The 23,107-nt window shown below is 63.0% G+C and carries 21 protein-coding genes; 5 read left to right on the top strand and 16 right to left on the bottom strand.

The annotated features are described in order from the left end of the window. The first annotated feature begins 33 nt into the window (after positions 1–33). Positions 34–1,005, top strand: a complete 972-nt coding sequence (locus ACZCWR_RS31590; RefSeq protein WP_487306617.1) for a LysR family transcriptional regulator — start codon at positions 34–36, stop codon at positions 1,003–1,005. Here the strand turns inward: ACZCWR_RS31590 and ACZCWR_RS31585 are convergent. From ACZCWR_RS31585 to ACZCWR_RS31535, 11 genes are all read right to left on the bottom strand, one after another. Further along, positions 919–1,341, bottom strand: coding sequence for a helix-turn-helix domain-containing protein (locus ACZCWR_RS31585; protein WP_487306827.1), 423 nt, complete (start codon positions 1,339–1,341; stop codon positions 919–921). The two genes, ACZCWR_RS31590 and ACZCWR_RS31585, sit on opposite strands and share 87 nt — an antisense overlap. Positions 1,342–1,343: 2 nt before the next feature. Next, positions 1,344–2,507, bottom strand: a complete 1,164-nt coding sequence (locus ACZCWR_RS31580; protein WP_487306616.1) for an NAD(P)/FAD-dependent oxidoreductase — start codon at positions 2,505–2,507, stop codon at positions 1,344–1,346. Next, positions 2,504–3,895, bottom strand: coding sequence for an FAD/NAD(P)-dependent oxidoreductase (locus tag ACZCWR_RS31575; protein WP_487306615.1), 1,392 nt, complete (start codon positions 3,893–3,895; stop codon positions 2,504–2,506). The genes ACZCWR_RS31580 and ACZCWR_RS31575 overlap by 4 nt, the downstream gene beginning before the upstream one ends. Beyond that, a complete protein-coding gene (locus tag ACZCWR_RS31570; protein WP_487306614.1) occupies positions 3,880–4,194 on the bottom strand; it encodes a (2Fe-2S)-binding protein in 315 nt (104 codons plus the stop codon). Before ACZCWR_RS31570 ends, ACZCWR_RS31575 begins: the two co-directional genes overlap by 16 nt. Next, positions 4,191–6,032 carry an ABC transporter ATP-binding protein gene (locus ACZCWR_RS31565; RefSeq protein ID WP_487306613.1) on the bottom strand — a complete coding sequence of 614 codons (1,842 nt, stop codon included), beginning with the start codon at positions 6,030–6,032 and terminating at the stop codon, positions 4,191–4,193. The genes ACZCWR_RS31570 and ACZCWR_RS31565 overlap by 4 nt, the downstream gene beginning before the upstream one ends. A 1-nt stretch (position 6,033) precedes the next feature. Then, positions 6,034–6,984, bottom strand: coding sequence for an ABC transporter permease (locus ACZCWR_RS31560; RefSeq protein ID WP_487306612.1), 951 nt, complete (start codon positions 6,982–6,984; stop codon positions 6,034–6,036). Continuing rightward, positions 6,981–7,937: an ABC transporter permease gene (locus ACZCWR_RS31555; protein WP_487306611.1), complete on the bottom strand. Its 957-nt coding sequence runs from the start codon at positions 7,935–7,937 to the stop codon at positions 6,981–6,983. Before ACZCWR_RS31555 ends, ACZCWR_RS31560 begins: the two co-directional genes overlap by 4 nt. Positions 7,938–8,020: 83 nt before the next feature. Next, positions 8,021–9,643: an ABC transporter substrate-binding protein gene (locus ACZCWR_RS31550; protein WP_487306610.1), complete on the bottom strand. Its 1,623-nt coding sequence runs from the start codon at positions 9,641–9,643 to the stop codon at positions 8,021–8,023. A gap of 76 nt (positions 9,644–9,719) precedes the next feature. After that, entirely contained in the window at positions 9,720–10,994 is a 1,275-nt protein-coding gene (locus ACZCWR_RS31545; protein ID WP_487306609.1) for an NAD(P)/FAD-dependent oxidoreductase, read from the bottom strand. Positions 10,995–11,021: 27 nt separating this feature from the next. Further along, complete coding sequence (locus tag ACZCWR_RS31540) at positions 11,022–11,690, bottom strand: haloacid dehalogenase type II (RefSeq protein WP_487306608.1); 669 nt, start codon at positions 11,688–11,690, stop codon at positions 11,022–11,024. Positions 11,691–11,864: 174 nt separating this feature from the next. Then, positions 11,865–13,343, bottom strand: a complete 1,479-nt coding sequence (locus ACZCWR_RS31535; RefSeq protein WP_487306607.1) for an aldehyde dehydrogenase family protein — start codon at positions 13,341–13,343, stop codon at positions 11,865–11,867. A 216-nt stretch (positions 13,344–13,559) separates the two neighbouring features. Here ACZCWR_RS31535 and ACZCWR_RS31530 point away from each other — a divergent pair, with 216 nt between their 5' ends. After that, on the top strand, positions 13,560–14,444 hold the full coding sequence (locus tag ACZCWR_RS31530) for a GNAT family N-acetyltransferase (RefSeq protein ID WP_487306606.1): 885 nt from the start codon (positions 13,560–13,562) through the stop codon (positions 14,442–14,444). A gap of 68 nt (positions 14,445–14,512) precedes the next feature. On the opposite strand, the gene ACZCWR_RS31525 is transcribed toward ACZCWR_RS31530, so the two are convergent. The 4 genes from ACZCWR_RS31525 to ACZCWR_RS31510 all read right to left on the bottom strand — a co-directional run bounded on the left by ACZCWR_RS31525 (position 14,513) and on the right by ACZCWR_RS31510 (position 17,866). Beyond that, positions 14,513–14,653, bottom strand: coding sequence for a hypothetical protein (locus ACZCWR_RS31525; protein WP_487306605.1), 141 nt, complete (start codon positions 14,651–14,653; stop codon positions 14,513–14,515). Between the two features lie 267 nt (positions 14,654–14,920). Then, the gene (locus ACZCWR_RS31520; RefSeq protein WP_487306604.1) at positions 14,921–15,766 is read right to left on the bottom strand and encodes a tyrosine-protein phosphatase; all 846 of its coding nucleotides are present in this window, start codon (positions 15,764–15,766) and stop codon (positions 14,921–14,923) included. 10 nt (positions 15,767–15,776) lie between these two features. Next, positions 15,777–17,132, bottom strand: a complete 1,356-nt coding sequence (locus ACZCWR_RS31515) for an ATP-binding protein (protein WP_487306826.1) — start codon at positions 17,130–17,132, stop codon at positions 15,777–15,779. Positions 17,133–17,137: 5 nt separating this feature from the next. Next, the gene (locus ACZCWR_RS31510) at positions 17,138–17,866 is read right to left on the bottom strand and encodes a response regulator (RefSeq protein ID WP_487306603.1); all 729 of its coding nucleotides are present in this window, start codon (positions 17,864–17,866) and stop codon (positions 17,138–17,140) included. Between the two features lie 156 nt (positions 17,867–18,022). Here ACZCWR_RS31510 and ACZCWR_RS31505 point away from each other — a divergent pair, with 156 nt between their 5' ends. Continuing rightward, positions 18,023–18,733, top strand: a complete 711-nt coding sequence (locus ACZCWR_RS31505; RefSeq protein WP_487306602.1) for a response regulator — start codon at positions 18,023–18,025, stop codon at positions 18,731–18,733. On the opposite strand, the gene ACZCWR_RS31500 is transcribed toward ACZCWR_RS31505, so the two are convergent. After that, positions 18,730–19,860: a mandelate racemase/muconate lactonizing enzyme family protein gene (locus tag ACZCWR_RS31500; protein ID WP_487306601.1), complete on the bottom strand. Its 1,131-nt coding sequence runs from the start codon at positions 19,858–19,860 to the stop codon at positions 18,730–18,732. The genes ACZCWR_RS31505 and ACZCWR_RS31500 overlap by 4 nt on opposite strands. Positions 19,861–19,960: 100 nt before the next feature. Between ACZCWR_RS31500 and ACZCWR_RS31495 the strand changes: the two genes are divergently transcribed. Next, positions 19,961–20,866 (top strand): LysR substrate-binding domain-containing protein, encoded by a 906-nt coding sequence (locus ACZCWR_RS31495; RefSeq protein WP_487306600.1) that lies wholly within the window; start codon positions 19,961–19,963, stop codon positions 20,864–20,866. A 105-nt stretch (positions 20,867–20,971) separates the two neighbouring features. After that, positions 20,972–22,732 (top strand): IlvD/Edd family dehydratase, encoded by a 1,761-nt coding sequence (locus ACZCWR_RS31490; protein WP_487306599.1) that lies wholly within the window; start codon positions 20,972–20,974, stop codon positions 22,730–22,732. Positions 22,733–23,107 lie beyond the last annotated feature (375 nt).

The following is a 23,107-nucleotide window of genomic DNA, read 5'->3' as shown; positions in this document are numbered from 1 at the left end:
CCAAAATTGTTGGATCGGGCATAACATGAAGTCATGCCAAACCTCCGCAAGAAACTGCCCAGCGCCAACGCGCTTTTTGTATTCGAGGCCGCCGCGCGCTGCGGAAACTTCACGCGCGCGGCGCAGGAGCTTTACGTGAGCCAGCCCGCCGTAAGCCGCATGCTCGCGCGCATGGAAGACCATATCGGCGTGCGCTTGTTCGAGCGCGTGCGCGGCGGCATCGAACTGACGGAAGACGGCAAGATTCTTTATCGCAAGATTTCGGAAGGCTTCAATGGCATCGAGAGTGCCATACGTGAGATCGAGGCGCGCGCCACTGGCGTTGAAAGTGTCACGTTGTCGGTGTCCACAGGGTTTACCACGCATTGGCTCATGCCGCGCATGAGTCGGCTGAATCAGGCGTTTCCTTCCATCGATCTGCGATTTCAGTTGATCTCGGGGCGTATTGGCGGGCCGCTGGTGGATGTCGATCTCGGCATGCGTTTTTTGCATGATGAAGAAATCGATGAAAACGCCGTGCTCGTCATGCCCGAACTGCTACTGCCGGTGTGCAATGCGCGCTATCACGAACAGGCGGTGACGGCAGAAGGCCGCGCGCATGGCGATACCGTGATCGTGATGGATGAAGAACAGCGCGGCTGGCTCGAACGCTTCAGTGCGTTCGCGGAGAAGGAGCGGCACACGGCGGGCACGCAGAGCTTCAACGATTACGCCATCGTCGTGCAGGCGGCGTTGCTCGGGCAAGGCGTCGCGTTGGGCTGGCTCAATGTGACATCGCACTGGCTCGCGGATGGCGCGCTCGTGCCGACCGAGCAGGAACTCTTCATGACGAGCCGGCGCTGTTGTCTGCTCACGCCGCCGAACCGGCCGTTGCGGCCCATCGTCGCCGATGTGCGCGACTGGATTCTCGATGAAGCCTTACGCGACATGCGCGTCGTCGAGCGCAAATATCCGCGCCTCGGCTTGCGCGAAACGCTCGCGACGACTGGCATCGAACTCGGCTGAACGAATCAACGCTCGCTTGCGCGCGTGGTCGATATAAGCACTCGGCGTCATGCCGCATAGCCGCTTGAAATGGCGCGCGAGATGGCTCTGATCGAAGAACCCGACTTCCGCCGCGACAACCGAACCCGGCACGCCCGCGAGCAATAAAGTCTGCGCACGCCGAACACGCAACTCACAAAGATACTTATACGGCGACGAACCGAACTGCTTGCGAAACACCGTGGCAAAACGCGACACGCTCAAATCCGCGAGGTCCGCAAGCTGCGCGAGGCTCACGGTCTTGTCGTAATTCGCTTCGATGAACGCGCGGGCATCGACGAGATTGGCTTGGCTCATCATCAGGTCTCTGATGTGACGGATTCCGCGCAGGTCGATGCGGCGCGCTGAAAGCGTCGGATGGAAAACGAATCGAGCGGAATGGGCGTGCTGCCCGTGTCGAGCAATTCGGCGAGCGTTTCGCCGACGCCCGGGCCGATTTGAAAACCGGAGCCGCTGAAACCGAACGCGTAGAACAGGCCATCTGTTGTCGAGCTTGGACCGATCACCGGTTCGTAGTCCGGCAGATAACTTTCGACGCCACTCCATACGCGAATCACATGCAGCGGGCCGAACGCGGGCACCAGACGGCGGAACTGCGCCATTTGCGCGAGGGTGTTTTCTGGCAGCACGGAGGCGCGACGCGTGGTGGCATCAGCGGGACCGGCCGGGCCGCCGCCGAGCACGATATTGCCGCGCGGAATCTGCCGGAAGTACACGCTTTCGGCTTTCACGGAGGTATAGACGCCCATCGAATGCTTGAAGACGTAGGGCACGGGTTCTGTCACCGCCATTTGCGGGCCGCGCGCTTCGAGCGGCACGGGTTCGCCGAATTGCGTGGAGAGCGTATCGGCCCAGGCGCCCGCGCAAATCAGCACTTGTTCCGCGCGATAGACATCGCCCGTCGCGCTTTCCACGCGAAAACCGCCCGCTTCCTTTTCCACGCGCACCACTTCCGTATTCTCGACGATGCGCGCACCCAGCCGCGCCGCCGCACGCCCGAACGCAGGCGCGGCCAGACGCGGATTCGCATGACCATCGAGCGGGGAAATGGATGCGGCCAGCACATCGCGGCCAAGGAACGGAAAGCGTTCGAACATGGCGCGGCCTTCGAGCACATCGAGACTCAAACCATAAGCGCGCGCTTCTTCTGCATAGCGATGAAAGTAAGCCACGTCATGCGCGTGATACGCCACACGCGTGTGTCCCGATGCGAGAAACTCGACGTCCTCGCCCAGCAGTTCGCGTGAATTGCGCCACGTTTCGAGCGCACGATTGGACATCGCGAGTTGCGACAACGCGCGCCCTTGACGACGCACGCCGCCGAAGTTCACGCCGGATGCCTGCTGCCCGGTCAAGCCGCGTTCGAGCACGATCACCGAACGCTTGCGGCGCGCGAGAAAAAACGCGGTCGTCGTGCCGACGATGCCGCCGCCGATCACGATCACATCGGCGCGTTCGGTCATTCGCTCAACTCCTTTTGTGCGTCTGTGGTGCGTGGTGAGAGCGTCATCGGCAAAGGTTTGACGGGGGCTTGTCCGCGCAACCGCCCGACCGCTTCGAGCGGCACGCGTGCTTCGGCGGCGATTACTTCAGCGCCCGCGTGCGCGCAGAAACGCCCCTGACATCGGCCCATGCCGACGCGCGAAAACGCCTTCGCGCGATTCGCTTCCCGCGCGCCCATCTCGTTGACGACGCGCCTGAGTTCGCCTGCGGTGATGGCTTCGCATCGGCAGACGATGGTTTCGTTGGGCAAGGTGGCGGCGAACTTCGCGGGCCACGGGAACGCGGTGCGCAAGCCAGCGGCGAATCGCGTGAAACGGGCGAGTTGGGCGCGCAATGTCGCGATTTCGTTTGCGTTGTCCGTGACCTTTTGGTCTTTCAGCACCGCGAGCGCAGCAAGACGTCCCGAACGTTCGGCGGCATCCGCGCCGCGCACGCGTGCGCCGTCGCCTGCGAGATAGACGTTTTGCACGCTGCTGCGGCCGTCTTCATCGGCGCGGGGAAGCCATTGCTGCAAGGCCTGATCGAAGTGGAACTCGCAGCCTGCCAAATCGGCGAGCTGCGTTTCCGAGCGCAGGTGATAGCCGAGCGCGACGGCATCGCACTTGACTTCCAGCGTCGTGCCATTCGCCTGCTTCACGCGAACGCCCGTGACGCCGTGTTCCGCCGCGCCATCAATTGCCACAGGCGTGATGCCAAGATGCACCGGCACACGCTTCAAAACACGCATCAACGCGATGCCTTTCCATAACGTCGAAGGAATCGCCAGCAATTGCGGCAACGCGCGCACTCGCTGCGCGAACGTGGATGTATCGAGTACCGCAGCGACCGTCGCGCCCGCTTTCACATACTGCGCGGCGACGAGGTAAAGCAACGGCCCGCTGCCCATCATCGTCACGCGCGAGCCGATTGCGCAGCCCTGCGATTTAAGCGCGACCTGCGCGCCGCCCAGACTGTACGCGCCCGCGTGATGCCATCCCGGCACGGGCATCACACGATCGGTCGCGCCGCTGCACACGATCAGCGCATCGAACGCGATCTCGCGATGCCGCGTGCCCGTCGCCACATGCACCGCGTTCGGCGCGATGTTCCACACGAGCGTATCCGGCAGATATTCGATCTGCGCACGCAACGCATCGAAGTCTTCGTGCAAGGCGCGCGCACGCTGCGCCTCGGTTCCGTACAAGGTTTCATAAGTGCGCGTGAAACCCTCCGGCTGACGACGATAAATCTGCCCGCCATCGCGCCGCCCTTCATCGATCACGATGGGACGCAAGCCCGCCTGCACCAACGCCTGCGCCGCGCGCACGCCCGCCGGTCCCGCACCGATGACGATCACGCGTGCGGCCATGTGCCCTCCCCGAGCGACGCGATACGCGTGACGATGGACATGCCCGCAACCGCCTGCGTCGTGCACGCTCGCACGCGCTCGCCGCTCGCGGTCCACACCCAGCAGTCCTGACATGCGCCCATCGCGCAGAAACCGGCGCGGCGGCCATCGCCGAATTCGGAATCACGCAGCGTGTCCTGCGCGGTGAGCAAGGCGACCATCAGCGTGTCGCCTTTGGCCGCGAGCGTCCGGCGTCCGTCGATCACGATCTCGAAGGTCTCGCGGTTTTTCTCCGCGACTCTCACGAAACGTCCGTTCATGCCGCCACCGTGTCCGTCGATTGCATGCGCATGAGATCCGCCGCCGAGTGATGGCACAAAATTTCCGCGCCGCCCGGCAGCTTCTTCTTCGATGGCGGCGTGACATTGCACTTGCCGTCGATGCGCGCCGCGCAACGCGAACGGAAGCTGCACAACTCCGGCGTGCCGCTTTCCGCGCCGAGCACGGGCAACGCGCTCACCGCTGTGGCGCATCGCGAATCGAGCCAGCCTTGACGAAGTTCGGGTACCGAATCCACGAGCAAACCGGTGTACGGGTGATACGGCGGATGCGTGAGCGCATCGCGCTGGCCGGCTTCCACGCACTGACCCGCATACAACACGATGACTTCATCGCAGATGGCGCGCACCGTCGAAATGTCATGGCTGATGAACATGTACGACACGTTCAGTTCGCGCCGCAATTCCGCGAGCAGATCGAGAATGGCCGCGCCGACGACCGTATCGAGCGCGGAAGTGACTTCATCGCAGAGAATGAGATCGGGCTGGGCCGCGAGCGCGCGCGCCAGATTCACGCGCTGCTTCTGTCCGCCCGACAAACCGCCCGGCTGACGCTTCGCAATCGAGGCAGGCAGCTTCACGAGATCGAGCAGTTCCAGCATGCGCTTTTGCGCCGCCGCGCCGCGCAGGCCGTGATAGAAATTCATCGGCCGCGCGAGAATATCGGCGATGGTGCGGCTCGGGTTCAGCGCGGTATCCGCGTTCTGGAACACGATCTGCACGCGGCGGTATTGATCGAGCGTGCGTTCGGAGAGCTTCGCGGGCAGCGGCTTGCCGTCGAGCAACACGTCGCCGCGCGCACGGTCCACGAGGCCCGCGACCACGCGCGCCAGCGTCGTCTTCCCCGAACCGGATTCGCCGATCACACCGAGCGTCGCGCCGCGCGCGATCTTCAGGCTCACGTCATCGAGCACACGCACGGCAGGCACGCCGTTGGCGTCGATGCGTCCATAGCCCGCGCTCAGATTGCGGATTTCGAGCAGCGGCGTGTCGTGCTGGCCGTCGGGCGTGGCGAGTTCCACGTCAGGGCGGCGTGTGGCCGCGAGCAGTTGACGCGTGTAGTCATCGGCAGGGGCATCCAGCACTTGCGCGGTCGCGCCGTTCTCGCGCACGCGTCCGCCATTGAGCACGACGATGCGGTCCGCCATCTGCGCGACCACGGCCAGATCGTGCGACACATACACGGCAGTCGTGCCGAGTTCGCGTATCACGCGCTTGAACGCGGCGAGCACTTCGATTTGCGTGGTCACGTCGAGCGCGGTCGTGGGTTCGTCGAACACGACGACGGCGGGATCGGTGATGAGCGCCATCGCCGCCATGAGCCGTTGCAATTGCCCGCCCGACACCTGATGCGGATACCGCTCGCCGATGCTTTCCGCCGACGGCAACGCCAGCGCACGAAACAAACCGATGGCTTTCTCACGCGCGGCAGCGGGCGTCATGAGCTTGTGCAACAACGCGGGCTCGGTCACCTGATCCATGATCGTGCGCGCCGGATTGAAGCCTGCGGATGCGCTCTGCGCGACATAAGCCACTGTGCGCGCCCGCAACGCGCGACGGCCTTTTTCATCGAGGGAAAGCACATCGACATCGCCGATCATCACCGAACCGCCCGCGATCGAACAGCCGCCGCGCGCATGCCCCAGCAAGGACAGCGCGATCGTCGTCTTGCCCGACCCCGATTCGCCGATGAGCGCGAGCACTTCGCCCTTCTTCACCGAGAAATCGACGCCCTTCACGATCTCGATCACCGGATCGGGCGCGCGTCCCGCGACCACGCGCAGGCCCTTCACTTCGATCATGTTCGCCGTGGTGTTCATGTCAGCCTCCGTGCGAGCGCGCACCGTGGCGGCGCAGGCTGTCGATCAAGAGATTCACGCCAACCGTCAGCGTGGCGATGGCGACCGCTGGCATCAGCACGGCAGGCGCGCCTTCCGCCAACCCGCCGATGTTCTCGCGCACGAGCGATCCCCAGTCCGCGTTCGGCGGCTGCACGCCCAGCCCCAGAAAGCTCAGGCCGCTCAGCAACAGCACGATATAGACGAAGCGCAGGCCGAAGTCCGCGAGCATCGGATGAATCATGTTGGGTAGCACTTCCACGCGTGCGATGTAGAACAGCTTTTCGCCGCGTGCGCGGGCCACCTGCACGTATTCGAGCGTCATCAGATTGACGGCAAGCGAACGTGAGATGCGGAACGCGCCGGGAATGTAGGCGAGCGCGGCGACCATCATCAGCATGGGAATGGACGAGCCGAACGCGGCGATCACCACCAGCGCGAGAATCTTGCTCGGAATGGAGATGAGCGCATCGAACAGGCGGCTCAGGACTTCATCGACCCAGCGGTTCGAGACGGCTGCGAGCAACCCGAAGAACGTGCCGATGACGCTCGCCAGCACCGTCGCGGCGAGCGCGAGGCCGACCGTGTACTGCGTGCCGTAGAGAATGCGGCTCAGCATGTCGCGGCCGAGATAATCGGTGCCGAGCAAATGCGCCGGGCTGTACGAGCCGAACACTTCCGTCGAGGTGAACGCGCCGCCTTTATACGGCGCGACGACCGGCCCGACGAAGGCCACCAGCACCCAGAACACGACAAGGAAAAGACCGATCAGCCCGAGCACGGAAAAGCGGCGCAGAAAGCGCCTGACCGGGCCGCGTTTCAGTTCGGCTGCGGGCGCTTGTGCCAGTTCTTCCTGCGGCATGTCGGAGCAGGGCTTCTTGTCCTCGTCGGTCGCGTAGAACACGGTCGAGGCGTGAGTAACGTTGTCGTTCATCGTTGACGCAGCCTCGGGTTGGATACGATCTGACACAGGTCGGCAATCAGCACGAGCACGAGATACGCCACGCAGAACACCATCACGCAGCCCTGCACGAGCGGCATGTCGCGGTTGGTGACGGCATCGACCATGAGGCTCGCGAGACCGGGATAATTGAAGATCGATTCGACGATCACCACGCCGCCGAACAGATACGACAAGCTCAATGCGACCGCATTCGCAATCGGACCGATGGTGTTCGGCAACACATGCCGCATGACCACGCGCACCGGCGACGCGCCCTTCAGCAAGGCCATTTCCACATACGACGAACCGAGCTGATCGAGCACCGCCGCCCGCGTCATGCGCGCCATCTGCGCGACGATCACGCAGCACAGCGTCATCACCGGCATGGCGTAGATGCGCAGCAGCGCGCCGAACGACGACACATCCGAGAGATAAGACAGCGCGGGCAGCCAGCGCAGCTTCACCGCGAAAATCAGCACCGCGATGGTGGCGACGAGAAACTCGGGCACGGCCACCGTCGAGAGCGTGAGCACGTTGAGCGTGCGGTCGAGCAGCGAGCCGCGATACATCGCCGAGACGATGCCGATCACCAGCGCCAACGGCACGGACACGATGGTCGTGAGACCGGCCAGCACCAGCGAGTTCGGCAGACGCGTCGCGATCAGATCGCTCACCGGCAGGTTGTTCGACAGCGACGTGCCGAAGTTGCCGCTCACCACATGCACCAGCCAGTGGACGTAGCGCGTGACGGCCGGTTGATCGAGACCGTACTGATGACGCAGCGCGGTCACCTGTTCGGGCGTGGCCGCCTGGCCCAGCGCCTGTTGCGCGGCGTCTCCGGGCAAGAGACCAGTGATCAGGAACACCACCGCCGACACGATCAGCAAAGTCAGCAGCGTGAGTCCCAGTCGCGCGAGGATGAGTCTTTGCGCGTGTGCTTTCATGGGGAATCGCCTCCTTCGTGGGAGGTTTCGACATCGCGCGCGGCACGAATCACACATCGCACCGCGCGCGTCTTTTCATGCGATCAGGCTTCCAGCCACACGTTCTCCGCGAACATGAAGCCCATCAGACCGGCGAGCGGAATGGAGCCGAGGCCCTTGAGCTTGCTGGTGTAGGCATCGAGCGAACTCTGGAACATGGGGATGCCCACGCCGCCGTCTTCGTGCACGAGTTGCTGCATGTCGCCGTAGATCTTCTTGCGCTTCGCGTCGTCCGGTTCGCCGCGCGCGGTGACGAGCATCTGATCGAACTGCGTGTTCTTCCAGTTGGCTTCGTTCCACGGGGCATCGGACTTGAAAAACTGCGTGAAGATGACGTCCGCGCTCGGGCGCGCATTGATGTTGCCGAAGCCCAGCGGATGCTTCATCCAGTGGTTCGACCAGTAGCCATCGGCGGGCACGCGCGTGACCTGAAGATTCAGGCCCGCTTGCGGCGCGACTTGCTGGAGCAGCATCGCCATTTCGACCGAACCTTCGGCGGCGGGCGAGGCGAACAACTGCACCGGCGCGCTGCCGATCTTCGCCTTCTGGAAGTACGACTTCGCCTTGTCGGGATCGAAGGCGCGCTGCGGCAGGCCCGCCATGAAGTACTTGTTGGTCGGATCGATCGGCTGATCGTTGCCGATCGCGCCATAGCCACGGAAGATGGTCTTGCGCATCTGCTCGCGGTCCATGAGGTACATCATGCCGCGACGGAAATCCGTGGTGCCGGTAATGCCGCCTTCATCGCGCATGATGAGGTCGGTGTACTGACCGGTCTTCGTTTCCAGCACGGCAAAACCTTGCGTGCCCTTGATGCGGTCGGTCGAACGCGCGCTCACCGCGTTGATGAGTTGCACGTCGCCGGAGAGCAGCGCATTCACGCGCGCCGGTTCGTCGCCGATACCGATCAGTTCCACTTCGTCCAGATGCGGCATGCCCGGCTTCCAGTACTTCTCGTTGCGCACGCCGACCGTGCGCACGCCCGGCGTGAATTCCTTGACCTTGAACGGACCCGTGCCGACCGCCGTCTTGAAGTCGGTCGTGCCGTCCTTGATGATGAGGAAGTGCGAATCCGCGAGAATCACCGGCAAGTCGGCGTTCGCACCTGTCAGCGTGATGGTGACTTCGTTCGGGCCGGTGGCCTTGATTTCCTTGAATTGGTCGGCGAGCGTTTTGGCTTTCGAGCCAATCGCCGGGTCTTTATGGCGCATCAGCGAGAAGATCACGTCGTTGGGCGTGAGCGCCTTGCCGTCGTGGAACTGCACGCCGCTCTTGAGCTTGACCACCCACACGGTGGCATCTTTCGTGTCGAGCGAATCGGCCAGTGCCATCTTCGCGCCGAGGTGCGAATCCAGTTCCGTCAAGCCGCTGTAGAACATGAAGCCGCGCACGTAGTCGGTGCCGAGCGCGCCCTTGGCCGGGTCGAGCGTATCGGCGGCGGATGACGATTGCGTCGCCACGCGAATGCGGCCGCCCTGCTTCGGCTTGGCTTGCGCGAGCGCCGCGCCGCTCGCCGACAGCAGGCCCGCGCCCGTCACCGACATGAGGCCGCCCGCGGCCATCGCACGCAGCACACTGCGACGCGACGCACCGCGCCGCGTCAGTTCTTCGAGCCGTGTGCCGGCATCGGCGTGGGCCACTGCTTCAGTCGATCGATCGATGCTCATGGACTTCTCCGCTTCAAAGGGGCTGATTCGTTAGGACAGCTCGGGCTTTCCGGCTGCCTCTCTTTTGCTTCGATATTCAATAGAAAACGTCTTTGATCGAGTAATACGCGCCGACCAGCGGCAGAAACCATGGCTTGCCCGTATGGCCCGGAATGGCGGGCCAGTCGAAATCGCGCCACGGGTTCGCGGCTTCGTTGCCGTCCATCACGTCGGCCATGACCTGGCCCATGTGCGTGGACATCTGCGTGCCGTGGCCGCTGTAGCCCATCGAGTAATAGATGCCGTCGTGCTGGCCCGCGCGTGGCAAGCGGTCTGCGGTGATATCCACCAGACCACCCCAGCAATAGTCGATGCGCGCATCCGCAAGACTCGGGAAAATCGCCGCGAGATTGGCTTGCAGGATGCGGCCGCTTTTCGCATCCGACGGGCGCTCGGAGGCGGTGAAGCGTGCGCGGCCGCCCATCAGCAAGCGCGAGTCGGGCGTCACGCGGAAGTAGTTGTGCATCAGGCGGCTCGTGGTGTACGAGCGGCGGTTCGGCACGAGTTGCGCGAGCGTCGCTTCGGGCAAGGGCTGCGTCACCACGATGAACGACCCGACCGGCGCCAGCCTGCGCCGATACCACGCGAACGGGCCGTGTTTCGACGGACCGGTCGCGATCAACACCTGCTTCGCGCGCACGCTGCCGCGCTTCGTGTCGATACGATACCCGCCGCCTTCCTTCGCGATGCCCGTGACTTCCGCATGCTCGTACAGCCGCGCGCCCTTGCTCGCCGCCGCCTTCGCCAGACCCACGGCGAACTTGCCCATGTGCATCTGACCGCCGTGACGTTGCAGCAGGCCGCCGTGAAAGACATCGCTATGCACTTCGCTGCGGACCTGTTCGCGGTCGAGCAGCGCGACATCCGGATCGACTTCACGCCGGATCAGTTCGGCAGTCTTCGCGATATGTTCGAGGTGATGCGCCTTCGCCGCGAGCTTGAGCTTGCCTGACGCGAGGTAATCGCAATCGATGCCCTCCTCGCGAATCAACCGCTCGACGGTATCCACCGCCGCCGCATACGCGCGATAACAGCCTTGCGCGCGCTGAACGCCGAGCTGCGCGCGCAGCGCCGCGTAATCCTGCGCGACGCCGGTATTGCACTGGCCGCCGTTGCGCCCGGATGCACCGCCGCCGATGCGGCCCGCATCGAGCACAACCACCGACGCGCCACGTCTTCCCAGCGCGAGCGCCGCCGACAGGCCCGTGAAGCCGCCGCCGATCACGGCGACATCGGCTTGTCCTTCCACCGGGCCTTCGCACGCCGAGGTCATGGCGGGCGCGGTATCGAGCCAGTAGGAATCGAGTTTCATCGGCGTCGCTCGCGTGGGGAAGGAGAATCAAAGACCGAGTTGCGTGGCGAGATCGCCGATGGTGTCCACTTCCACGTAGTCGTAATACGGCGTGCTCGGCTCGTGGCCGCGCTTGACGAACGCCTTGTGCTTGATGCCCATGTCGTGCGCGGTCATCAGGTCATAACGCAGGCTCGACGACACGTGCAGCACGTCTTCCGGTTTGCAGCCGAGTTCGTTGAACATGTACTCGAAGCCTTGCATGCGCGGCTTGTACGACTGCGCCTGCTGCGCCGTGAACACGCGATGGAACGGCGCACCGAGCTTATCGACGTTGCTTTGAATCTGATCGTTCGATGCGTTCGAGAGAATCACCAGCTTGTACTTCTTCGCCAGACGCGACAGACCTTCCGGCACGTCCGGATGCGGCCCCCACGTCGGCACGGCGAGGTAATACTGTTCCGCTTCGGATTCCTTGAATTCGATGTTCATGCGCGCACACGCACGGCGCACCGAATTGACGATCACGTCGCGATACGGCTTCCACGCGCCAAGCACTTCATCGCGGCGATAACCCGCGAAGAACGCGACGAACTGCTCCAGTTCCGCGCCGTGCAGACGGTCGCCGTACATCTCGCGCGCCATGTCCGCCATGCGGAATTTCGTCAGCGTGCCGTAGCAGTCGAACGTGATGTACTTCGGCTCGAAATCGATCATGGTGTCTATCCTGTCGTTGAATGAACCCGCATTGGAGTTCGTTGGCTGAAAGAGAAAAACGCGTTGCGTTAAGAGAATTTGAACAGGGCAAAAATACCGGCTTGCGTCGAATCCATGCGGGCGGGCGACATATCCGATGCGTTTTCACGGCCGCCCGCAGCACAAAATGCGGTGTCAGCTTTCTGTATCGATGAGCACGCTCTTGAAGCGCAGATTGGCCTCGTACGCTTGCTTGCCGAGATCCTTGCCGATGCCCGAGCGCTTGTAGCCGCCCGTGGGAATCACGAAATCGCTGGTGCGGCCGTAGCGGTTCACCCAGACGGTGCCCGCCTCGATGCCGCGTACCAGGCGCAGGGCGCGTCCGATGTCGGCTGTGTGGACGCCCGCCGCCAGACCGTATTCGGCGTGCGCGGCCAAAGCGAGCGCTTCTTCTTCCGTGTCGAAGGTCTGCACGGTGAGGACCGGGCCGAAGATTTCCTGACGCACGGCGTCTGTCTCGGGCGTGACGTCGCATAAGAGCGTGGGCGCATAGAACGCGCCGGGCGTCGCGGCATCGGCGCGGCGGCCGCCGGTGCGCAACGTCGCGCCGCCTGCGACGCTCCGCTGCACGATGGCGTCGATGCGTTGCGCCTGCGTCTCCGAGATGATCGGCGGGAGCGTCGTGCCTTCGGTCCATGTCGGTCCGGCCTTGAGTTCGGCGAATGCATGCGCGATGCGATCCGTCAGCGCATCCGCGACCGAACGTTCGACCAGAAGCCGCGAGCCCGCCACGCACACTTGCCCCGCGTTGCCCGTGATCGCGCCCGCGATGCGGCGTGCCACTTCGTCGATACGCGGGGCATCGGCGAAAACGATTTGCGGACTTTTCCCGCCGAGTTCGAGCGTGACGGGCTTGGTGCCCGTTTCCGCGCACGCCGCCATGATCGCCGCGCCGGTGCGCGTGGAGCCGGTGAACGTCACCTTGGCGATGCGCGGATGCCGCACGAGCGCGTCACCGGTGATGCGGCCATCGCCCTGAACGACGTTGAAGATGCCCGGCGGCACGCCTGCGTCGATGGCGAGTTGCGCGAGGCGCAGCACGGAAAACGGCGTCATCTCCGAAGGCTTGAGCACGACCGCGTTGCCAGCGGCAAGCGCGGGCGCGATCTTCCACGACGCCATCACCAGCGGAAAATTCCACGGAGCAATGGCGCCGATCACGCCATACGGCTCGGCAATCGTCATTCCCAGATGCCGGTGATCCGTCGCCGCCACTTCGCCGCCGATCTTGTCCGCGAATTCCGCATAGAAGCGGATGCCTTCGGCGGTGAACGGCACGTCCCAGTTGAACGCGTCGCGAATCGGGCGCGTGGAGCCGAGCGCTTCGAGCGGCGCGAGCGTGGCGGCGTCCTGCTCAACGAGATCGGCCCATTTGCGCAATACGCGGGCGCGTTCGCGCGGGGCGCGGCGTGCCCAGTCGCTCTTTTTAAAGGCGTTCCACGCGTTCTGCACGGCGTAATCGATCATCGCTTCGTCGGCGACGGGAACGGAGGCGTACACCACGCCATCCGATGGGCGCGTGACTTCGATACGCGACGCGCCTGCATCGATCAGTTCGCCGCCGATGAAATGCCCGCTCTTGACGACGATGCTCGCGGGATCGAACTTGTTCATGTGCGTGAGTCTCCAGAATGCGATGTCATGGTGAAATCGTAGGTCCGAAGGCGCGGCATATTGCGCCGACAAAATTGCCGGGACAGCAGAATGTGCGCGTTCTGCACGCGCTTACGCCTGCTTTTGCGTTGCACCACGAAACAGGAGGATCGTCCTAGCCACGCGGCGCGGGCGATGTCAGAGTCACGATAACTGTCGAAACCCGAGGAGGCCGGCGTGCCCGACTCAAGCAAGACCGGCGTGAACCCCGCTGCGGTGACCTACCGCGCCTTCACGCCCGACGACATTCCCGCGGCGCACGCGTTATCGGCGTCGGTGAAATGGCGGCATCGCGCGGACGACTGGCGTTTCGCGGCGCGGCTGGGCAAGGGCTTCGCCGCCGTCGATGCAAACGGCGCGCTGATCGGCACGGCGCTCGCGTTTTCTTTCGGTGCGCAGGCGGCGACGTTCGGCATGTTCATCGTGTCGCCGGAGTATCAGCGGCGCGGCATCGGACGGGCGCTTTTGGAGCGGTTGACGGAGCAATGCGGTTCGCGTTTGCTGCTGATTCACGCATCCGACGATGGCCGCGCGATGTGCCAGAAGGCCGGGTTCGACGCCATCGGCACGATCAACCAGCATCAGGGCGCGGCGTTTCAGCCGCCGCTCGTTTCTCTGCCGCCGGGAGAGCGGCTGCGGCCCATCGGCGCGAAAGATACGCCGCGTCTGGTCGATCTGGCATCGCGGGCGAGCGGGTTGGATCGCGGGGAATTGATTCCGAAGCTGCTGGAAGTGTCGAGCGGGATTGCGCTGGATCGCGAAGGCGAGTTGCTCGGGTTTGCGCTGTTTCGCCGGTTTGGCGACGGGCATGTAATTGGCCCCGTGATCGCGCCGGATGCGCCCGATCAAAGTCGCGCGAAGGCGTTGATCAGCTATTGGCTGGCATCGAATGCGGGCATGTTCGTGCGCGTGGATACGCCTGTGGAATACGGCTTGTCCGCGTGGCTCGAAGGACTGGGATTGCCGATGGTCGATAGCATCGGGCAGATGGCGCGCAACGGGCGGCCTGAACGCGGGAAAGAGTTGACGCAATTTGCGCTGACGAGTCAGGCGGTTTGGTAGAAAGGTCCGCATAAACGAAAGGCCCCGTCATCACCGATGCACGGGGCCTTTCTGTATCGCCAACCCGCTTAATGGCAGCGCTTTTCCCAATGATGATGCACCTTCACCTTGTGGCAAACCGGGTGGTGATGATGCGGTGCTGCGAATGCCGAAGCGGCGGCGAACAACGTGGAACCAGCAACCAGAGCTGCGAGGACGACCTTTTTCATGAGTTCGGTAACTATGAGGATGAACGAGCCGGTATCGTAACAGTCCGACTTTACGGGCACGTTAATGTCGTCTGACGGATGCATCAATCGCGCGGTTCGTGTCGCTTTCCGTCCACAATCACTTGCAAAGCGTCCGGGCCGCGTTATGCGCATTCCTTTCGCGGCCTTTCCCCACGCGCGCGGCGCGAGAGCACGGTGATAACCTGCGCAGGCCTTTGGCAGCGTCCTCGTTTTCGGCTCGCTACGAGTGTCGTGGCGAGCCGTTTTTTACGATGCTAATTTCGCCCGCAACATGCCGATATCCTCCGGTCCCAGCCCGAGGCCTTGCGTCAGATAGTCGTTCAGGGTGCCGAAGCGCTTTTGCATCTCGTCGAAGGCAGCTTCGATGGTCGCGCTCTGCGCCTGATGCAACGGTGTCACCGTCTGCCGCGAGACACCGAGCAGCGCCGCATGCGCCGTGATGCGCGCATCGATCTGCGTCTGCGCGACGACGTTCGTCAGCAAGTAATCCTGGATGATGACATCGAGCGGCACTTGCGCAATCGCCAGAATCAACGCCGCCGCCCAGCCGGTGCGGTCCTTCCCCGTCGATCCATGCACGACCTGCCGCCCCGCCGTCTGCGCGAGCCGCGACAGCAGCGCGCCGAACTGCGCACGCGCGGCCGGATCGCCGATCAGGTGGCGTTGCTGATCGATCATCCACGCGCTGGCGTCGAAGGTATCGGCGGGCGTGGCGGCGGTTGCATCGATGGGCGCGATGGGATGCGTCTCGCGCATGACGCCCGCCAGCACGCGATCCGGCGCGAGCGTGACCTCGCTTGCCGTGCGCAGATCGTGGACGGTGCGAAGCGAGAGCGCGGAGAGCGCGATGGCATCCGCATCGTCAGCGATCAGTGCGCCGGAACGATAGAACACGCCGCGCTTGACGCGACGGCCATCGGCGGTCGGGTAGCCGTCGCCCGTGCCCGCCATGTCGCGAAAGTTTTCGACCGAGTGAAGCGTTGGCGTCGCGGATGTATCGTCGTTGTCGGATGCGCCGCCGCATGCGGACACGAGACCCGCGCATAGAATCGTGCTCAGAAACGTCCGGCGCGATAACGAGGTGAGGGCCATGTCTCGTCGCTCACGCGGCATCGATGTAAGAGATTGGCCGGTTCGACACGCGCGCATGCCGGTCGAAAACCGGCACATAGATGCGCACGATCAGCCCGCCATCCGGCGCATTGCCGATCTCGCAGCGCCCGTTGCGCTCGCGCGCCAGCCGCGCGACGATCGCGAGTCCCAGCCCGCAATGTCCGTCGCCGTTGCGCGCGGGATCGAGCCGCACGAAGGGCCGCAGCGCGTCCTCGATCCGCTCGTCGGGAATGCCCGGACCGTGGTCGCGCACCTCGATCAGCCATTCGTCGTCGATGCGCGCCGTGCGTATCTCCACCGGCGGCTCACCGTGTTCGAGCGCGTTGTCCACCAAGTTCGTCATCAGCCGGTCGATGAACGTGCGCGGCAAACGGAAGGCATCGCCCGCGCCGCGCGACAGCAGAAAGAGCGCGTCGCCGCCCTCGTCCGGCGCGGGAAACTGTTCGGCGATGAAATCATCCACGCCGCTGTCCGTGCTGTCGCCCGGCGTGCGCGCCGCGAATTCCAGAAATTGCTGGACGATGCGGGTAAGCGAATCGATATCGCGCAACGTGTCCGCGCGGGTCGCGGCGCCCTCGCCGTGCGACACGCTCGCCCGCAGCCGCATACGCGTGAGCGGCGCCTTCAGATCGTGCGCGACGCCCGCGAGCATGACGGTGCGCTCGTCCTCGGCATCCGACACGCGGCGCATCATGCGGTTGAACGCGCCGATGAGTTCACGCAACTCGCGCGGCCCGCGTTCGATCACGGCGGTGGGCCGCTCGCCATCGCCGAAACGCTGCGCCGCCTGCGCCACGCGCGCGAGCGGGCGCTGCAATTGCCATGTCGCGATTAACGAAAGCAGCACCGCGCCGAGCAACATGAGCACGGATTCCGGCACGAAGGGCGCGGGATGCGGCACATCGATAGGCGCGACGATCCACAGATCGCTTGCCGGATAGCGCACCCAGATGCGCGACGTGCGCTGCGCATCCGTATCGAAGGCGATACGCGTGCCCGCGGGCAAACCATCCGCAAGCTGACGCGCAAGATGCGCGTGACGCGACCCGCTCGGCGGATTCAGCACGATGGACTTCGGCATGTTCCATTCCGGCACGATATGCACATGCATGGCGCGCGCAAGACGCCCATCCAGCGCGATATCGCTGTGCGCGGCTTCGAGCACGAGCAACAGGCCGCGTGCGTAACCATCGGCTTCGTTGCGGCGGCCCTGACTCATCAGGATGGCGAACCATCCGAGTTGCAGGATCAGCAGCACGAGGATGGAAATGAGCGCCGTGCGCCCGAACAACGTGTTGAAGAACCGTGAGGGACGACGTTTAAGCGACCTCAAAAACGCGGTCATGGCATTCACGCGACGCGCGGATCGGACACGGCGTCATCTCCATCCGGCACGAACACGTAGCCCTGCCCGCGCACGGTCTGAACATGGCGCGGATTCGAAGGATCGTCCTCGATGAGACGGCGCAGACGCCAGATCGGCACATCCAGCCCGCGATCGCGGAATTCGATATCGCCGCCACGCAGCAAATCGTGAATGAGCACGCGCGACAGCACCTTGTACGGATGCTTGATGAAAATCTTCAGCAGCGCGAATTCACTGTCGCGCAACGGAATGCGCTCGTCTCCATCCACGAGCGAACGCGTCATGAAATCCAGTTCGAAACGCCCGATACGTTCGCGCGCGACGCGCTCCGGCCTGCTTGGTACGACCGCGCGCCGCCGCAGCACCGTCTCGATGCGCGCAAGCAATTCACGTGGATCGAAAGGTTTGGCGAGGTAATCGTCCGCGCCGAGCGACAGACCGGCGATTTTGTCGTTCACGCTGCCGAGCGCCGTCAGAAAGATGACAGGAATATCGTCGCCGCTTGCGCGCAGTTCGCGCAAGGCACGCAGGCCGTCCGTGTTCGGCATCATGATATCCAGCACGACGATGGACGGCCGCTCCAGTTCGAGCCGCCGCATGAGCCCGCTGCCGTCGTGCAACACGGACACCTGCATGTCATGTTCATGCAGGAAGCCGCGCAGCAGATCGCGCACCACGGGATCGTCATCGACGATAAGGACGGAGATAGCCATCTTGAAATTGTAAGGGCGTGCGCGGGTATCACGCACGTCTAATGAAATGCCGGGCGATTACCGTTTCTTACGAGGCGTCACGATGCGTTAAGTAGAAAGATTCGGGAAGCCTCGACGTATCGCGCAAGTAAGGCGAAGCGCCCTAGAATGCGCCGCATGAACCAACATGTGCTCATGGTCGATGACGACCCCGTGGTGCGCGACCACGTTCGCGAATATCTTCAGGAACACGGTTACGCCGTGTCGGTGCTGCACGATGGTGCGGGAATCAAGAGCCGTATCGAAACCGAGCGGCCTTCGATGATCGTGCTCGACGTGATGATGCCCGGCAAGGACGGCATTACCGCGCTGCGCGAATTACGCGCGGCGGGCGAGGATATTCCGGTGATTCTTCTGACCGCTCGTTCGGATGTGATCGACCGCGTGATTGGCCTCGAACTCGGCGCGGACGATTACCTGCCGAAACCTTTCGATCCGCGCGAACTGCATGCGCGCATCCGCTCGATTTTGCGTCGGCGCCGGCCGGATGCGCTCGCTGCGCCGGAGTTGCGTCCGGCTTATCGTTTCGGTCCGTTCGAGGTGGATTTCAGCGCGCGGGAAATGCGTCGCGATGGCGCGCGCGTGCCGCTGCGTTCGGCGGAATTCGCGCTGCTCAAGTTGCTCATCAATCACGAAATGACGGTGCTCACGCGTGCGCAACTCAACGAGCGCATGCGTGGCAGCCATTCATATCGTGACCGGAGTCTGGATGTGTCCATCTGGCGGCTGCGTCGCTTGCTGGAAACCGATCCGTCGCAGCCGCGTTATGTTCAGACGGTGTGGGGACAAGGGTATATCTTCGTGCCGCTAGGCGACACGGGACATTAAGCGCGTTTGACCTGCTTCCATTGCCCGTACTTCGACACTTGTTTTTCATCGAAGGAGAAGCCGAGTCCCGGCGCATCGTGCAACGTGATGCGTCCATTCTTGTGCGATAGCTGCCGGTCCACGAGCTTGCGGAAGTTGAGCACCTGATCGTCCCAGAAGAACTCGACGTAACGCGCATTCGGCGTTGCGGCAACGAGCGGCGCGTGAAGATCGTGGAACCAGTGCGGGCACATCACGACACCGTAACTCGCCGCCGTCGCCGCAATCCTGCGCCATTCGGTGATGCCGCCGCACACGGCCGCATCGGTTTGAAGAATGGCTGCTGCGCTCTTGTCCAGCAATTCCTTGTGATACCAGCGCCCGTAACCAATCTCGCCTGTCGCCACCGGAATGCGCGTGGCTTTGGCGAGGCGCGCGTGATTATCGATATCGTCGGGTGAAAACGGTTCCTCGATGAAATACGGATCGTATTGCTCGAAGCGGCGCACGTGCTGCAAGGCCTGCGTTAAATCGGTCCAGCCGTTGTTCATGTCGATCATCAGTTCTACATCGGGACCGACGGCTTCGCGCGCGGCTTTCACGCGGCGTTCTTCTTCCTGCGGCGAGAGGCGTCCGCCTTTCATCTTCACTGCACGAAAGCCCTTTTCGACGTAACCCGCCATTTCCTCGCCGAGCTTTTCAGGCGTCTTGCCATCGAGGTAATAACCGCCACTTGCATAGCCGGGCACGCTTTCGAGTTCGTTCGCGCCGAGGTATTTATGCAGCGCCACGTTATGCGTGCGCGCGTTCAAATCCCACAGCGCGATGTCGAGAATCGAAAGCGCGCGCATGACCGTACCCGCTCGACCTTGCAGCAAGGCTTCGTTGTACATCGCCTGCCAGAGCGCTTCGACGGCATACGAGTCCTTGCCGATCAACACGGGCGCAAGCAATTGTTCGACGGCAATCGTCAGCAACTCGCCCGCTGCGCTGCCGACATAACAAAACCCGATGCCTTCCACGCCATCCGTCGAACGCACTTTCACTAAGCCGTAGTGACGCTCGGACACGGTGCGCGTGGAAAACGACGTGACGCGATCCAGCGGCACGGCGGCCGTGCATACAGCAATCGATTCGATGATGGGCATGACGTTCGTCTCCTTCGTCTTATGGATGTCCCTAGTGTGCAGGCATGAAGGCCTTGGAAGAAGTATCCTTTGGCTTCTTCAAACCCAACTTTTTTTATCGATGGACTCGCGCTATCTGCAGAGTTTCGTGTTCGTCGTCGAACTCGGTTCCATCGCGGAGGCCGCGCGCCGGCTCGATCTGACGCCCGCCGCTGTCGCGCAGCGCGTCAAGATGCTCGAAGCCGAACTCGGCACCACGCTCGTGCGCCGCTCGGGCCGCACGGTCGGCGCGACCGAAGCGGGCGAGCGTATTCTGGCGCGTGCGCGCGCCGTGCTTCACGATATACGCGATCTGCGCTCGGATATCGAAGATACGGGTCAGCTTGCCGGGCAACTGCGCCTGGGCGGCATGGCGACGATGATGGGCAGCCTCATTCCCGATGCGCTTTCCGTGCTGCTGGACCGTCATCCGCAGATGGATTTCTATCTGGAGCCGGGCACATCGCTCGATCTTTATCGCAAGGTGACGACCGGCGATCTCGATGCTGCGGTCATCGCGCAACCGTTGTTCAACATGCCCAAGAGTTGCGACTGGCACACGTTCCGCTCGGAACCGCTCGTGCTGCTCACGCCTGCATCCATGCATGTCACCGATGTTCATGCCACGCTGCTGTCAGAACCTTTTATTCGTTACGATCGTAATGTCGTGGGCGGGCAGCTTGCGGATGCGTATTTGCGTCAGCACGGCATCAAGCCGCATCAGCGATGCGAACTCGACGGGCTGGCCGCCATCGCCACGCTGGTGGATCGCGGGCTCGGCGTATCGCTCGTGCCGGACTGGGCGCCGAACGAATATGTGGGCATTTCCGTGCGCAAATGGAGCTTGCCGCATATCGCGCCGAGACGCCTCGTTGGCTTGTTATGGGGACGGTCGTGCGCGCGTATTCGGCTCGTGCAGGCGTTTCTGGGCGCGGCGGAATCCATCGAACATGCGCGTCAAGGTCAACCGAGACTCAAGCGATCGTGACGTTGGGACAATAAAACTTCTATGCTTTGAAGCAAGCGCGAGCGGGTCGCGAGAGCACGCGCCAGCCGCGATAATGCGCTCAACCCCACAGGAGACGGCGGCATCATGACCGACACATTCAAGAAGAAGCCCGACGATGAACAAGCCGCGCAACCCGGCGGTTTGCGCAAATCGTTGACGAGCTATGGAGACAACGGCTTCTCGCTTTTTTTGCGCAAGGCGTTCATCAAAGGCGCGGGCTATACGGACAGCGCGCTGGACAGGTCGGTGATCGGCATCGTCAATACGGGCAGCGCGTACAACCCGTGTCATGGCAACGCGCCACAGCTTATTGAAGCCGTCAAACGCGGCGTGATGCTCGCAGGCGGCCTGCCGATGGACTTCCCTACCATCTCGATTGCGGAATCGTTCTCGCAGCCCACCAGCATGTATTTGCGCAACCTCATGTCGATCGATACCGAGGAGATGATCCGCGCGCAGCCGATGGACGCGGTCGTGCTGATCGGCGGTTGCGACAAGACTGTGCCCGCGCAATTGATGGGCGCGGCTTCCGCAGGCATTCCGGCCATTCAACTCATAACGGGGTCGATGCTGACGGGCGCGCATCGCGGTGAAAGAGTCGGCGCATGCACGGATTGCCGCCGCTACTGGGGACGTTTTCGCGCGGAAGAGATCGACGAGACGGAGATCGCCGCCGTCAACAATCAGCTCGTGGCGAGCGTGGGCACATGTTCGGTGATGGGCACGGCCAGCACGATGGCCTGCATAGCGGAAGCACTCGGCATGACGATGCCGGGCGGTGCATCGCCGCCGGCGGTGACATCGGACCGCATGCGCATTGCGGAAATGAGCGGCACGCAGGCCGTGCAGATGGCGCGCGACGGCTTGAGCATCGACAAGATTTTGACTGCGGAAGCGTTTGAAAATGCCATGCGCGTATTGCTTGCCATTGGCGGGTCGACGAACGGCATCGTACATCTGACGGCGATTGCGGGGCGCATGGGTTATGACGTCGATCTGAAGGCGCTGGACCGCATGGGACGCGAGACGCCCGTGCTCGTCGATCTGAAGCCTTCGGGCGCGCATTACATGGAGGATTTTCATAAGGCGGGTGGCATGACCACGTTGCTACGTGAGCTCAAGCCCCTGCTGAATCTGGATGCTTTGACGATCACGGGCCGCACGCTCGGCGAGGAAATCGAAGCGGCCGGGCCTGCGTTCAAACAGGACGTGGTGCGTCCTTTCGATAATCCGATCTTTCCGCAAGGCGGCATTGCGGTGCTGCAAGGCAATCTTGCGCCGGGTGGTGCGATCATCAAACAGTCTGCGGCCGATGCGAAACTCATGGAGCACGAAGGCCGTGCGGTTGTGTTCGAGAATGCGGCGGACCTTGCTGCGCGCATCGATTCCGACGAGTTGGACGTGACCGCCGATGATGTTCTCGTGCTCAAGAATATCGGCCCCAAAGGTGCGCCCGGCATGCCTGAGGCGGGCTACATTCCCATTCCACGCAAGCTCGCAACCGCAGGCGTTAAAGACATGGTGCGTATTTCCGATGGCCGCATGAGCGGGACCGCGTTCGGCACGATCGTGCTGCATGTGACGCCGGAATCGGCCATAGGCGGGCCGCTTGCTTATGTGCAGAGTGGTGATCGTGTTCGTTTAAGCGTGGCTAAGCGGGACATTAGTCTTTTAGTTAGCGATGAAGAACTCGCAGCGCGGGCGGCACAGGGTCCGGTTTCTGTTCCGACAGCGGAGCGTGGGTATCGCAAGCTCTTTCTTGATACGGTTACTCAAGCGGATAAAGGCGTCGATTTTGATTTTTTGCGTGCGGTGGAGATGCGTGGGGTTACGCCTAAGCGTTGAGTTTTTCTTTTGGCGATTTGGTCTTGGTTGTGCTTTTTTGCAAGGGGCTGCTGGTTTTTGTGCTGTTTATTCAGTAGCCGCCTCCCCGGCGGGGGGGTAACTTTCTTTGCTGCTGCAAAGAAAGTCACCAAAGAAAGCAGCTTTTTACACCATGCACGATGGCTGGAAAGTGTGGTCTGAATTAACCATGCGGTGGCCGCGATAGAACCTCTCGCGCATAACTCGCCGCTTAGGCAACCTAGCGATCACGCGCTCAAATAACCAACGCTCAGTGGTCCGCGCTCATGCTTTCGGCCATGCGCTGCGCGCGCCGAGAACGTAAGAACGGAACCCCGCAGCGTATGAGCGCCCAGCTACATCAAACTACATCGCCCC

This window comes from Caballeronia sp. A2-2 (assembly GCF_057612605.2).
The sequence above is the reverse complement of the archived record's forward strand: the minus strand, read 5'-3'. Positions and strand labels throughout refer to the sequence as shown.